The sequence below is a fragment of the Streptomyces sp. NPDC030222 genome (assembly GCF_055573115.1).
Map to the genome: position 1 here is coordinate 122,772 of NZ_JBVICA010000001.1, position 13,689 is coordinate 136,460.

At 74.2% G+C, this 13,689-nt stretch carries 8 protein-coding genes; 4 read left to right on the top strand and 4 right to left on the bottom strand.

All coding sequences use genetic code 11. From position 1 onward, the window contains the following. Positions 1–65 precede the first annotated feature (65 nt). Positions 66–545: a MarR family winged helix-turn-helix transcriptional regulator gene (locus ACZ4Z5_RS00490; protein WP_468254420.1), complete on the top strand. Its 480-nt coding sequence runs from the start codon at positions 66–68 to the stop codon at positions 543–545. Between the two features lie 7 nt (positions 546–552). Here ACZ4Z5_RS00490 and ACZ4Z5_RS00495 read toward each other — a convergent pair whose 3' ends face one another. The 4 genes from ACZ4Z5_RS00495 to ACZ4Z5_RS00510 all read right to left on the bottom strand — a co-directional run bounded on the left by ACZ4Z5_RS00495 (position 553) and on the right by ACZ4Z5_RS00510 (position 7,683). Then, positions 553–2,904 carry a protein kinase domain-containing protein gene (locus tag ACZ4Z5_RS00495; RefSeq protein WP_468254425.1) on the bottom strand — a complete coding sequence of 784 codons (2,352 nt, stop codon included), beginning with the start codon at positions 2,902–2,904 and terminating at the stop codon, positions 553–555. A 12-nt stretch (positions 2,905–2,916) separates the two neighbouring features. Next, positions 2,917–5,232, bottom strand: coding sequence for a protein kinase domain-containing protein (locus tag ACZ4Z5_RS00500; protein WP_468254427.1), 2,316 nt, complete (start codon positions 5,230–5,232; stop codon positions 2,917–2,919). Positions 5,233–5,488: 256 nt separating this feature from the next. Beyond that, positions 5,489–6,448 (bottom strand): methylmalonyl Co-A mutase-associated GTPase MeaB, encoded by a 960-nt coding sequence (gene meaB / locus ACZ4Z5_RS00505; RefSeq protein ID WP_468254431.1) that lies wholly within the window; start codon positions 6,446–6,448, stop codon positions 5,489–5,491. A 32-nt stretch (positions 6,449–6,480) separates the two neighbouring features. Next, the gene (locus tag ACZ4Z5_RS00510; RefSeq protein ID WP_468254433.1) at positions 6,481–7,683 is read right to left on the bottom strand and encodes an acetyl-CoA C-acetyltransferase; all 1,203 of its coding nucleotides are present in this window, start codon (positions 7,681–7,683) and stop codon (positions 6,481–6,483) included. Positions 7,684–7,820: 137 nt separating this feature from the next. On the opposite strand from ACZ4Z5_RS00510, the gene mce reads away from it, so the two are divergent. From mce to ACZ4Z5_RS00525, 3 genes are all read left to right on the top strand, one after another. Next, positions 7,821–8,261, top strand: coding sequence for a methylmalonyl-CoA epimerase (gene mce, locus ACZ4Z5_RS00515; RefSeq protein WP_468254435.1), 441 nt, complete (start codon positions 7,821–7,823; stop codon positions 8,259–8,261). 161 nt (positions 8,262–8,422) lie between these two features. Beyond that, positions 8,423–12,637 (top strand): polarized growth protein Scy, encoded by a 4,215-nt coding sequence (gene scy / locus ACZ4Z5_RS00520; RefSeq protein WP_468254441.1) that lies wholly within the window; start codon positions 8,423–8,425, stop codon positions 12,635–12,637. A 114-nt stretch (positions 12,638–12,751) separates the two neighbouring features. After that, the gene (locus ACZ4Z5_RS00525) at positions 12,752–13,687 is read left to right on the top strand and encodes a cellulose-binding protein (RefSeq protein ID WP_468254446.1); all 936 of its coding nucleotides are present in this window, start codon (positions 12,752–12,754) and stop codon (positions 13,685–13,687) included. The last annotated feature ends 2 nt before the right edge of the window (positions 13,688–13,689 follow it).

A 13,689-nucleotide genomic window follows, 5' to 3' on the forward strand; every position in this document is an offset into this window, starting at 1 on the left:
GGGCGTGCCGTGCGTCATGCCGCAGATTTTGTTAAGTCTTCAACTTCCTTAGGTAGAATCCATATATGGAGACCGAGACGGCCACCCCCCATTGGCTGAACGATGACGAGCAGTGCGCCTGGCGCACCTGGCTGGACGCCAGCAAGCTGCTGTGGCACCAGCTGGAGAAGGACCTGCAGCCGTTCGGACTGACCAACAACGACTACGAGATCCTGGTCAACCTCTCGGAGTCGGACGGGCAGCGGATGCGGATGAGCGACCTCGCCTCCGCCACGCTCCAGTCCAAGAGCCGGCTGTCGCACCAGATCACCCGGATGGAGAACGCCGGCCTGGTCCGCAGGGAGAACTGCGAGTCCGACCGGCGAGGGCTGTACGCGGTCCTCACCGAGACGGGTGACGAGACCATGCGCAAGGTCGCACCGCACCACGTCGAGTCCGTACGCAGGCATTTCATCGACCTGCTCACCCACGACGCGCTGGCCGACCTGCACGAGTCCCTCGCTCCCGTCGCGGACAGGCTGCGCGGCCGGCGCGGCAAGGTCTGAGGCCGCGTCAGGGCGCGTAGCCGGACATCACCGTGCCGTCGGGGAAGCCGAGATAGACGACGTCCCCGACGGCGAGGAGGGCGGGCCCGCCCGGCGCGGCGGACGCCGGCCAGCCCTCGTACGACTTGTCCTCCGCGGTCATCCCCGTCGCCGTGCGCAGGGGGTACGAGCCGAGGTCGCGGTCGCGGGAGACGATCACCCGGTCCCCCGCGAGGTACGGCGTTCCCCCGCCGTAGAGGACGCCGGCGTCGTCCCACACGTGCCGCGCCTCCCGGAGGCTGTACCGGTACAGCCGGTGCGCAGCGGGCAGCAGTACGGTGCCGTCCTCGGTGACCGCCGGACGGTGCCTGACCTCGATGCCCTCGGCGAGGGTGCGGCGCAGCCGCGGGTCGCGGACGTCCACCACGGTGATCCCGGTCCCCGCCGCCCTCCGCACGCAGACCAGGGACGCCCCGCGGAGCACCGGCAGTCCGCACTCGACCTCGCCCGGCGCCGTCGCCGAGCTTCGCTCGCCCGTCCGGGCGTCCCGGACCTCGATCGCGCGGCCCACCACCACCAGCCGGCCCTCGGCCACCAGGAGCACGGCGTCGGCCCCGGACTCCGCGACCGGGACGTTCCACAGTTCGGCACGGTCGCCGTCCAGCCGCTGCGCGACGAGCCGGCCTCCGCCGCCCGACCGCGGCTCCAGGACGAAGTAGAGCACCCCGCCGTCGGCCCGGGCGGCGACCGCGGACTGCCCCGGCGGGGCGGCGCGGCGCCAGACCTCCCGGCCGTCGGCGATTCCCACCCCGGTGATCCCGGCCGGGCCCGTGACATAGGCGACGCCGTCCACCAGGGCGGGCGGCCCGGCGACCGTCCGCGCGTCGGCCGCCGCGCCCGGAGGAAGGTCCCAGAGCCGACGGCCGGTCGCCGCGTCGAGGGCCGTGGCGCCGCCGCCCGCCCGGGCGCAGACCAGCGTGCCCCGGGCCAGCGAGCAGTCCCCCCGTGACCCGCGGACCGCCGTCCGCCACGGCTGCCAGCCGGCCGGACGGGCCGTCTGGTCGGCCCCCCGCCGGCCGAAGTCGCCGCTGCCGCCCGGATCCGCGCCCGGAACGACAGGCGGTGCCTCCGGAGACGGTGACGACGTGGAGGAGGCGGCCGGCCGGGCACCGTCGAGACCGGGCGGGTCCAGGGGTCCGTCGCCGAGCAGGCGCGGCACCAGGACGGCCCCCAGCACGGCAAGCACCACCGCCGTCACGGCCGGCCAGGTCCGTCCCCGGCGCGGCACCGCGCCGTCCGCCGGCCCGCCGGCCGGCGCCTGCGCACGGCGGAACAGCGCGAGCGTCCGGGTGAGCGGGGGCGCGGCCGCCCGGTCCACGGACCCGGACGGGCCGCGGCCCCCGGAGCCACCACCGGGACCGGGAGGCGGCACGGGCAGCGGAACGTCCACGCGGCCGGCCCCGTCCGCCCGTTCCGCGCAGGCACGCGCCGCCGACGCGTGCTCCTCGAACAGCGCGGGCACCCGCGGCGGCCAGGGGAACACCTCCGGCGGACCGCCCGGTTCCAGCCGGTCCGCGAGTTCGTCCGGCGTGGGACGCCCGGCGGGCCGCAGCCGCAGGCACTCCGCCACGATCCCCCGCAACAGGTCCGGTACGGCGTCCAGTTCGGCCTCGCCGCGGCTGATCCGGTAGACCGTGGCCGCCAGTTCGGGATCGTCGAAGGGGCCGCGCCCGGTCGCCGCGAAGCACAGCACCGCACCCAGGCAGAACACGTCCGAGGCCGGCACCAGCGACCGCGAGCCGGAGAGGTGCTCGGGCGACATGAAGCCCGGCGTCCCCACGACGACCCCGCTCTCGGTGAGGGACGTCGCATCACTGAGCCGGGCGATCCCGAAGTCGATGATCTTCGGGCCGAGCGGGGCGAGCAGCACATTGCCGGGCTTGAGGTCGCGGTGCAGCACCCGCGCGGTGTGCATCGCGGCCAGTCCCCGCGCCAGGGCGGCGCCGAGCGCCCGTACGGCGGGCACCGGCAGCGGACCGGTACGGGCCACGGCCTCGCCGAGCGAGGGACCGGCGATGTACTCGGTGGCGAGCCAGGGCAGCGGGCCGGACGCGTCCCCGTCGAGGAGCACGGCCGTGTGCGGGCTGCGCACGGCCCGCGCGGCCGCGATCTCCCGCCGGAACCTCGCCCGGAACCCCTCGTCGAGGTCCAGGTCGGCACGTACGGTCTTCACCGCGACAAGGCGGGCCGGACCGGTCCCCACGGAGTCCGCCGGACGGGCGAGGTACACCTCCCCCATGCCACCGGAACCGAGCAGTCCGAGCAGTCGGTACGGTCCCGCGTACCGCGCGGGGCGTCCGGCGGGAAGGGGCTGGATCACCGGGCGGCCCCGTCAGCCGGGCATCGGCACGGACAGCGCCGTGCCCTCGTCGTACACGATGTGCACCACACCGCCGAGCGGCAGCACGACCGGAGCGCGCAGCTCCTTGGCGTACCGGAAGCCGTTCGCCCGGTCGTACTCCTCCGGGACACGCGGGCCCGGCGCGCCGGTCAGGGGTGTCGTGCGGAGTGCGCCGGGCCGGCCGTCCCTGCTCAACGGGACGGTGTGGAGCGCGGAGCTGTCGGCCCAGACCAGTCGGCCGTCGGAGACGAGCGGGTCGGAGACGGTGAAGCGCTGCCCGCCGCCGGCGGTGGTGCGGTCCGGATAGCGCCCGAGCACCATGCCGTCGGCGCGGCTCACGACCACGACCTCGGGCCCGGTCCGCAGCCGGTGCAGCACGATCACCCGGTCGTCGATCGCGGCGACCTCGGCGTTCGCCGCCAACTCCGGGCCGAGCCGGAATGTGCCCCGCTCCGTGAGTGCCCCGGCCTGCAGCCGGTGCAGGACGGTGACCATGTCCGTGGAGCCGTCGCCGGGCGCCGCCGTGGTGAGGGCCACGCACCACCCGTCCGGTCCGCTCACCATGGCCCAGCCGCAGTCCCTGGCCTTCCCGGTGACCTGTCCCCGCCGCTCACCTGTGGCGGTGGCGAACGCCGTGAGGCCGTCGCTGCCGAGGGCGTAGACCGTGCCCTTCGCCGCGGCCACCGGCCAGAAGTTCCGCACCAGGGCGCGCGGGAGACCGCCCGGCGCCAGCGGCCTGCGCCACTTCTCCGCGCCAGTGCGCAGATCACGGGCGACGAGCTGCTGGGCTTCCATCGGCTCCCCGTCCGTGGCGAAGACCAGGCCGTCCAGGACCAGGGGCCGGCTGTCCACGTCGAGCGGCGCGCCCGAGCGGGTTTCCCAGAGGACCTTTCCGGTGCCGGCCTCGCGCCCGGTGAGACGTTCCCCGGACGCCGCGACGACGATGTCGCCGTACACGGCGGGCAGGGTGGACTGGGACGGCAGGACGTTCCAGCCGTCCCCGAGTGTGCCGGCCTCGGACACGCCCTCGCGGGCGTCGGCGCTCCACAGGGTGCGGCCGGTGGCCGGGGACACCGCCTGGTAGCTGCCGTCGACGAGCCGGCAGACCAGGACCTCGTCGCTCGCCGCGCAGCCCAGCGCGGGCTGCGCGAACCTCGCCTTCCAGGGTTTCCAGCCCGCCGGTCTGACGTCGTGTCCGCGGGCGACCGTTCCCGAGCCGTCCGGGCCGCCGTTCCCGTCGACGCCGCCGAGCACGCGGGCGGGGCGGTCCGCGGAACCGTCCGTGGTGCCGCCGTCCCCACCGCGCGTCACGAGCAGCGTCACGGCGAGCGCGCCGGCCACTGCCGCCGCGGCGAGGGAGACCGCCCCGGCACGTCCGCGGCGGCCTACGGGCACGGGGGCGGGCCGGGCGGCGTCCTCGGTGGGAGGTTCGTGGACATCGGGGCCGGCCTGCGTGGGGGTGTACGGCGGGAGGGCCATCACCCGGGCGACCTCGGTCTCGTAGGCCTCGATCCGCTGCCGCACGGGGTCCGGCCAGCGCAGCGCCGGCGGTGCAAGGAGCTCCACCAGCTCTGCGGGACCGGGGCGGTCAGCCGGGTCCGCGCGGAGGCACTGCGCGAGCACCGGACGCAGACCCTCCGGAACGGCGTCCAGGTCGGCCTCGACACAGGCCACGCGGTACAGGACGGCGGCGACCGGGCCGTCCCCGAAGGGGTCCTGGCCGGTTGCCGCGAAGCACAGCACCGAGCCGAGGCAGAACACGTCCGACGCCGGGACCACCGTGCCGCCTGCACCGCCGCCCACGTGTTCCGGCGACATGAACCCCGGGGTGCCCACCATCCGGCCGTCGGTGGTCAGTCGCGTGGCGTCCTCGGCCCGCGCGATACCGAAGTCGATCAGTTTCGGTCCCTCCGCGGCCAGCAGTACGTTGCCGGGCTTGACGTCCCGGTGGACCACACCGGCCGCGTGGATCGCCTGGAGCGCCCGGGCGAGCCCGGCACCGAGCGCCCGGACGGCAGGCTCGGGTAACGGCCCCGAGCGGCGGACGGCCGAGGAGAGGGCGGGGCCGGGCACGTACTCGGTGGCGAGCCAGGGCGTGCCGGCGTCCGCGTCGGCGTCTAGGAGGGCCGCGAGATGCGGACTGCGGACGGCCCGGCCGACCTCGGTCTCCCGGCGGAACCGTGCGCGGAACGCCGGATCACCGGCCAGGTCGTGCCGCACGGTCTTCAGCGCGGCAGGCGGCGCCCCGGGGGCGCGGCGGCCGAGGTACACCTCCCCCATGCCGCCGGAGCCGAGCCGCGCGAGCACTTCGTACGGTCCGATCGTCCTCGGTGATGGCTCACGCAGCGGTCCCAGCACGTACGACGCCCCCGATCGCCCACGAGTACCGTTTGCGGCCGGTATCTTCGCATGCACGGGCCGTACTTCACCGGGCTCACGGCGAATACGCCCTCCATACGGCCGAATGCCGACGGCCCGGACCAGATCGGGACGCCCGTTGATCGGGACGCTGTTGATCCGGACGGGGCCGTCGGCAGCCTCGCGGCGCCGGGGCGGGTGGCCGTCAGGCCGTCGCCGTCAGGCTGCTCACCAGTTCGTCGGCCGCCGCGTACGGATCGAGGGAGCCCGCGACGATCCGCTCCGCGAGGGCGTCGAGGCGGCTGTCGCCGTGCAGGTCGCCGATGCGCTCCCGCAGGGCCGTGACGGCGATCGTCTCGACCTCGCGGGCCGCACGGGCCCGGCGGCGCTCGGCGAGCGTGCCGTGCTCCTCCATCCAGGCGCGGTGCTTCTCCAGCGCCTCGACCACCTCGTCGATGCCCTGGCCGCGGGCGGCGACCGTCTTGACGATGGGCGGGCGCCAGTCGCCCGGCGCGCGGGCCTCGCCCAGGCCCAGCATGTGGTTCAGCTCGCGCGCGGTCGCGTCCGCACCGTCCCGGTCGGCCTTGTTCACCACGTACACGTCGCCGATCTCCAGGATCCCCGCCTTCGCGGCCTGGATGCCGTCGCCCATGCCCGGGGCGAGCAGCACGACGGAGGTGTCGGCCTGGGAGGCGATCTCCACCTCGGACTGACCGACGCCGACGGTCTCCACGAGGATCACGTCGCAGCCCGCCGCGTCCAGCACCCGGATCGCCTGCGGCGCGGCCCAGGCGAGGCCGCCGAGGTGACCGCGGGTGGCCATGGACCGGATGTAGACGCCGGGGTCGGAGGCGTGCTCCGACATCCGGACCCGGTCGCCGAGCAGCGCTCCGCCGGAGAACGGCGAGGAGGGGTCGACCGCGAGCACCCCGACCCGCTTCCCGGCCCGCCGGTAGGCCGAGACCAGGGCCGACGTGGAGGTGGACTTGCCGACGCCGGGCGAGCCGGTCAGCCCGACGACGTAGGCCCCGCCGGTCAGCGGCGCCAGCGCCGCCATCACCTCCCGCAGCTGCGGGGACGCTCCCTCCACCAGTGAGATCAGCCGGGCCACGGCCCGCGGCCTGCCCTGCCGAGCCTGTTCGACCAGGGAGGGGACGTCCACCATCGCTGCTCCGTTCCGATCGGTACGTACGAGACTTACTTGCCCGGGACGCGCACGATCAGGGCGTCGCCCTGTCCGCCGCCACCGCACAGGGCGGCCGCGCCGACACCGCCGCCGCGCCGCTTGAGCTCCAGGGCCAGGTGCAGCACGAGGCGGGCGCCGGACATGCCGATCGGGTGGCCGAGGGCGATCGCACCACCGTTGACGTTCACCTTTTCAGGGGACACGCCCAGGTCCTTCATGGACTGCACGGACACCGCGGCGAACGCCTCGTTGATCTCGACGAGGTCCAGGTCGGAGACCTCCAGGCCCTCCTTCTTCAGCGCGTGCAGGATCGCGTTGGACGGCTGCGACTGGAGGGAGTTGTCCGGGCCGGCGACGTTGCCGTGGGCGCCGATCTCGGCGATCCACTCCAGGCCGAGCTCCTCCGCCTTGGCCTTGCTCATGACGACGACCGCGGCGGCACCGTCGGAGATCTGCGAGGAGGTGCCGGCGGTGATCGTGCCGTCCTTGGCGAAGGCCGGACGCAGCTTGCCGAGGGACTCGACGGTGGTCTCGGCGCGGATGCCCTCGTCCTTGGCGAAGACGACCGGCTCGCCCTTGCGCTGCGGGATCTCGACGGGGGTGATCTCCGCCTCGAACACGCCGTTCTTCTGGGCGGCGGCGGCGCGCTGGTGGGACAGCGCGGCGATCTCGTCCTGCTCGGGGCGGGCGATGCCGAGGCGGGTGTTGTGCTTCTCGGTGGACTCGCCCATGGCGATGCCCTCGAAGGAGTCGGTGAGGCCGTCGTACGCCATCGCGTCGAGCATCTCGATCGCGCCGTACTTGAAGCCCTCGCGGGACTTGGGCAGCAGGTGCGGGGCGTTGGTCATCGACTCCTGGCCGCCGGCGACGACCACGTCGAACTCGCCCGCGCGGATCAGCTGGTCGGCGAGCGCGATCGCGTCCAGGCCCGAGAGGCAGACCTTGTTGATCGTCAGGGCGGGGACGCTCATGGGGATGCCCGCCTTGACGGCGGCCTGGCGGGCCGGGATCTGTCCCGCCCCGGCCTGGAGCACCTGCCCCATGATCACGTACTGCACCTGGTCCCCGCCGATGCCGGCCCGGTCCAGCGCGGCCTTGATGGCGAAGCCGCCCAGCTCCGCTCCGGAGAAGGACTTCAGAGATCCGAGCAGCCGTCCCATGGGCGTACGGGCGCCCGCGACGATCACGGAGGTAGTGCCGTTGGTACCAGTCATGGGGTGCGACCCCTTTCCGGCGAGAAGTTAACGAGGGTTATCGTCAATGTACTGAGCGGTACGCCCCTGGGTCACCGGCCTGCTGGTGTGATCGCGCGCACGTTGCGTAACCACCTCCGGAGCGCTGCACTGGAGGAATGCTGACGCGAATCGACCACATCGGGATTGCCTGCTTCGACCTCGACAAGACCGTCGAGTTCTACCGTGCCACGTACGGCTTCGAGGTGTTCCACACCGAGGTCAACGAGGAGCAGGGGGTCCGGGAGGCCATGCTCAAGATCAACGAGACCTCCGACGGCGGCGCCTCGTACCTCCAGCTCCTGGAACCGACCCGGGAGGACTCCACCGTCGCCAAGTGGCTGGCCAAGAACGGCGAGGGCGTGCACCACATCGCCTTCGGCACCGCGGACGTCGACGGCGACGCCCGGGCCATCGAGGACAAGGGCGTGCGGGTGCTCTACGAGGAGCCGCGGACCGGTTCGATGGGCTCCCGGATCACCTTCCTGCACCCCAAGGACTGCCACGGCGTCCTCACCGAACTGGTCACCTCCGCCGACCCCTCCTCCACGGACCACTGACCCTCGCTTTCCCCGGCCGGTAGAGTGGGCAACTCCGGGCCGTGGCCAGGTCGGGGCCTGGGCGGCCCGATGTCGATCTGACACCATTTCCCGGGGGGCCGTCCGCAGTCGGGCGGACTCGTTGGAGAGAGTTGCGACCAGGGGACGGATGGGACCGCGCAGTGCGGGGCTACGAACGCCACGAACCTGACGACCACCTCTCTCGGTTCGAGGCCGAGATGGACCGGCTGAAGACCGAGCGGGAGAAGGCCGTCCAGCACGCCGAGGACCTCGGCTACCAGGTCGAGGTGTTGCGCGCCAAGCTCCATGAGGCGCGCCGCACCATCGCCACCCGCCCTGCCTACGACGCCGCGAACGTCGGGTACCAGGCCGAGCAGCTGCTGCGCAACGCACAGATCCAGGCCGACCAGATCCGCAGCGACGCCGAACGCGAACTGCGCGAGGTCCGCAACCAGACCCAGCGGATCCTCCAGGAGCACGCCGAGCAGCAGGCCCGGCTCCAGGCCGAGCTGCACGCCGAGGCCGTGGCCCGCCGCCAGCAGCTCGACCAGGAGCTGGCGGAGCGCCGCGCCACCGTCGAGACACACGTCAACGAGAACGTCGCCTGGGCCGAGCAGCTGCGCGCCCGCACCGAGGCCCAGGCCCGCCGGCTGATGGAGGAGGCCCGCGCGGAGGCCGACCAGGCGATCGCCGCGGCCCGCGCCGAGTCGCAGCGAGTGGCCGAGGAGGCCAGGCAGCGACTGGGCTCCGAGGCGGAGGCCGCCCGCACCGAGGCCGAGGGCATCCTGCTGCGCGCCCGCAGGGATGCCGAGCGGCTGCTGAACGCCGCCTCCACGCAGGCCCAGGAAGCCACCGCGCACGCCGAGCAGATCCGCACCAGCACCTCCGCCGAGTCCGACGCCGCCCGCAAGCAGGCCGCGGAGCTGAGCCGGGCGGCGGAGCAGCGGATGGCGCAGGCCGAGACCGCCCTGCGCGAGGCGCGCACCGAGGCCGAGAAGCTGGTCACCGAGGCGGAGTCGGCCGCGTCCAAGCGGCTGGCGAGTGCCGAGTCGGACAACGAGCAGCGGACGCGCACCGCCAAGGCCGAGATCGCCCGGCTGGTCGCCGAGGCCACACAGGAGACCGAGGCCCTCAAGGCGGAGGCCGAGCAGTCGCTCGCCGACGCCCGTGCCGAGGCCGAGAAGCTGGTCGCCGGGGCCGCGGAGAAGGCCCGCACGATGGCCGCCGAGGACTCCGCGGCCCAGCTCGCCAAGGCGGCCCGCAGTGCCGAGGAGGTGCTGACGAAGGCGTCGGAGGACGCCCGGGCCACCACCAGGGCGGCGAGCGAGGAGGCCGAGCGGATCCGCCGCGAGGCCGAGGCCGAGGCCGAGCGCCTGCGCAAGGAGGCCGCGGACACCGCCGAGCAGCTCAAGGGCGAGGCCAAGGACGACACCAAGGAGTACCGCGCCAAGGCCGTCGAACTGCAGGAGGAGGCCCGCCGGCTGCGCGGCGAGGCCGAGCAGCTGCGGTCCGAGGCGGTCGCCGAGGGCGAGCGGATCCGCGGCGAGGCCCGGCGCGAGGCCGTCCAGCAGATCGAGGAGGCGGCGAAGACCGCCGAGGAACTGCTGACGAAGGCGAAGGCCGACGCCGACGAACTCCGCTCGGGCGCCACCACCGAGAGCGAGCGGGTCCGCACCGAGGCGATCGAGCGGGCGACGACACTGCGCAAGCAGGCCGAGGAGACCCTGTCGCGCACCCGCGCCGAGGCGGAGCGGCTGCGGGGCGAGGCCGAGGAGCAGGCGGAGCGCACCCGCGGCGAGGCCGAGGACGAGGCCCGCGCCATCCGCGAGGAGGCCGACCGCGCCGCGGAGGCGCGCCGCGAGGAGGCCGCCGAGGAGCTGACCCGGCTGCACACCGAGGCCGAGCAGCGGAACACCGCTGCCGAGGAGGCCCTGCGCGAGGCGCGCACCGAGGCCGAGCGGCTGCGCCGGGACGCTGCGGAGGAGACCGAGCGGCTGCGTTCGGAGGCCGCCGAGCGGATCCGTACGCTCCAGGCGCAGGCCGACGAGGAGGCCGACCGGCTGCGGATCGAGGCCGCGGCGGAGGCTGCCCAGTCGCGTGCCGAGGGCGAGCAGGTCGCGGTGCGACTGCGTGCCGAGGCCGCCGCGGAGGCGGAGCGGCTGAAGTCGGAGGCCCAGGAGACAGCCGACCGGCTGCGCTCGGAGGCCGCGGCGGCGGCCGAGCGCGTGGGCGCGGAGGCCGCCGAGGCGCTGGCCGCCGCGCAGGAGGAGGCCAACCGGCGCCGCCGGGAGGCCGAGGAACTGCTGACCGCCGCCCGTGAGGAGGCCGGGCAGGAGCGCGACCGGGCCCGCGAGCAGAGCGAGGATCTGCTGGCGGCGGCCCGCAAGCGGGTCGAGGACGCGCAGTCCGAGGCGCAGCGGCTCGTCGAGGAGGCGGACCGCCGGGCCACCGAGCTGGTGTCGGCGGCCGAGCAGACCGCGCAGCAGGTGCGGGACTCCGTGACGGGTCTGCACGAGCAGGCCGAGGAGGAGATCTCCGGACTGCGCAGTGCCGCCGAGCACGCGGCGGACCGCACGAGGACCGAGGCGCAGGAGGAGGCGGACCGGGTCCGCGCCGACGCGCACGCGGAGCGGGAGCGGGCCTCGCAGGACGCGGGCCGGGTCCGGAGCGAGGCGCAGGAGGAGGCCGAGGCCGCGAAGGCGCTCGCCGAGCGGACGGTCACGGAGGCGCTGGCCGAGGCGGAGAAGCTGCGCGCGGACGCGTCCGAGTACGCCCAGCGGCTGCGCACCCAGGCGTCGGACGCACTGGCGTCCGCGGAGCAGGACGCTTCCCGTACCCGTGCCGACGCGCGGGGGGACGCCAACCGCATCCGCAGCGAGGCGGCCGCCCAGGCCGACCTGCTCATCGGCGAGGCCTCGTCCGAGGCCGAGAAGCTGACCGCCGACGCGATCGAGCGGGCCGACCGGCTGCGGGCCGAGGCGGCGGAGACCATCGGCTCCGCGCAGCAGGCTGCGGAGCGCATCAGGGCCGAGGCGGAGAACCACCGCGCGGAGAGCGACGCGGTGGCGGAGCGGACCCGTGCCGACGCGCGGGAGGACGCCAACCGCATCCGCAGCGAGGCGGCAGCCCAGGCCGACCTCCTCATCGGCGAGGCCTCGTCCGAGGCCGAGAAGCTGGTGGCCCGGGCCCGCGAGACGCTGGCCGAGGCCGAGCAGGTCAAGGTGGACGCCGAGGCCGAGGCCGAGCGGATGCGCGCGGGTGCGCGGGCGGACGGCGACCGCATGATGGACCGGGCCCGCGAGGACGCGGCCAAGCGGCGCGCGGACGCGGCGGAGCAGGCGGACCGCCTGATCAGCGAGGCGGCGGCGGAAGCCGACCAGCTGACCGCGGAGGCCGTCGACCAGGCCGACCGGAGGCTGTCGGAGGCCACGGCCGAGGCGGAGCTCCTCCGTGCGGAGGCCGCCGAGACGGTGGGCTCGGCGCAGCAGGCCGCGGAGCGCATCAGGGCCGAGGCCGAGCGGAACCGCGTGGACAGCGACGCCCTGGCGGAGCGGACCGTCGTGGAGGCGCGCGAGGAGGCGGAGCGGGCGCTGGACGAGGCGCGGAAGGCCGCGGCCAAGCGCCGTGCGGACGCCGCCGAGCAGGCCGACCAGCTCATCGGCAAGGCCCAGGAGGAGGCGCTGCGAGCCACCACAGAGGCGGAGGAGCAGGCCGACGCGATGGTCGGCGCGGCCCGCAAGGAGGCCGACCGGATCGTCGCCGAGTCCCGCATCGAAGGCAACTCGCTGGTGGAGAAGGCCCGTACGGACGCGGACGAGCTGCTGGGCGAGGCCCGGCGGGACGCCACGGCCATCCGGGAGCGGGCCGAGGAGCTGCGCGGCCGGGTCGAGAGCGAGATCGAGGCGCTGCACGACCGGGCCCGCAAGGAGACCGCGGAGCAGGTCAGGTCGGCCGGCGAGCGCGTGGACAAGCTGGTGAAGGCGGCCGAGCAGCAGCGGGCCGAGGCGGAGGCCAAGACCAAGGAGATGCTGTCCGACGCGTCTTCCGAGGCGAGCAAGGTCCGTATCGCGGCGGTCAAGAAGGCCGAGGCGCTGCTCAAGGAGGCCGAGCAGAAGAAGGCCGAGCTGGTCCGGGAAGCCGAGCGGATCAAGAGCGAGGCGGAGCGCGAGGCCGAGCGGATGACCGATGAGGGTCGTCGCGAACTCGATGTGCTCGTCCGCCGGCGCGAGGACATCAATGCGGAGATCACACGTGTCCAGGACGTCCTGGAGGCGCTGGAGTCGTTCGAGGCACCGAGCGGTGGGGGCAAGGACGGTGTCAGGGCAGGTGCCGGTGCCGGGGGAACACGTTCGAGTGGCAAGCCTTCCAGTGGCTAGCCACTCAAAAGGCTGGACATTCTGCCAATCAAACGGGCATACGCTCGATGACACGCCGCTGCGGCCCCTAGGATTCCCCCTATCACCTCACCGGTCTCTTTCGACAGGAACCCCATGAGCGACACATCCTCCCCCTTCGGCTTCGAGCTCGTGCGGCGTGGTTACGACCGCGGTCAGGTGGACGACCGCATTACCAAACTCGTCGCCGACCGAGACAGTGCTCTGGCACGCATCACCTCTCTGGAAAAGCGCATCGAGGAGCTCCACCTCGAAACGCAGAACGCCCAGGCCCAGGTCAGCGACGCCGAGCCGTCGTACGCCGGTCTCGGCGCACGCGTCGAGAAGATCCTCCGGCTCGCCGAGGAGGAGGCGAAGGACCTGCGTGAGGAGGCCCGTCGCGCGGCCGAGCAGCACCGGGAGCTCGCCGAGTCGGCGGCCCAGCAGGTGCGCAACGACGCCGAGGGCTACGCGGCGGACCGCAAGGCCAAGGCCGAGGACGAGGGTGTCCGGATCGTCGAGAAGGCGAAGGGCGAGGCGCAGCAGCTCCGCACCGACGCGCAGAAGGACGCGCAGTCCAAGCGGGAGGAGGCGGACGCGCTCTTCGAGGAGACGCGCGCCAAGGCCGCGCAGGCCGCCGCCGATTTCGAGACGAACCTCGCCAAGCGCCGCGAGCAGTCCGAGCGTGACCTGGCCTCCCGTCAGGCGAAGGCCGAGAAGCGGCTCGCCGAGATCGAGCACCGTGCCGAGCAGCTGCGGCTGGAGGCCGAGAAGCTGCGCACGGACGCCGAGCGCCGGGCCCGCCAGACGGTGGAGACCGCGCAGCGTCAGGCCGAGGACATCGTGGCCGACGCCAACGCCAAGGCGGACCGTATCCGCAGCGAATCGGAGCGCGAGCTGGCGGCGCTCACCAACCGCCGCGACTCGATCAACGCCCAGCTGACCAACGTCCGCGAGATGCTGGCCACGCTGACGGGTGCCGCGGTGGCCGCCACGGGCGCCCCGGACGACGAGCCGATCAGCCGCGGCGTCCCCGCGCAGCAGTCCCGCTAGCA

Excerpts from the sequence above, each read along its gene's own strand:
- mce (WP_468254435.1), top strand. The coding sequence starts at position 7,821 with ATGCTGACGCGAATCGACCACATCGGGATTGCCTGCTTCGACCTCGAC.
- ACZ4Z5_RS00525 (WP_468254446.1), top strand. The coding sequence starts at position 12,752 with ATGAGCGACACATCCTCCCCCTTCGGCTTCGAGCTCGTGCGGCGTGGT.
- meaB (WP_468254431.1), bottom strand. The coding sequence starts at position 6,448 with ATGGTGGACGTCCCCTCCCTGGTCGAACAGGCTCGGCAGGGCAGGCCG.
- ACZ4Z5_RS00510 (WP_468254433.1), bottom strand. The coding sequence starts at position 7,683 with ATGACTGGTACCAACGGCACTACCTCCGTGATCGTCGCGGGCGCCCGT.
- ACZ4Z5_RS00490 (WP_468254420.1), top strand. The coding sequence starts at position 66 with ATGGAGACCGAGACGGCCACCCCCCATTGGCTGAACGATGACGAGCAG.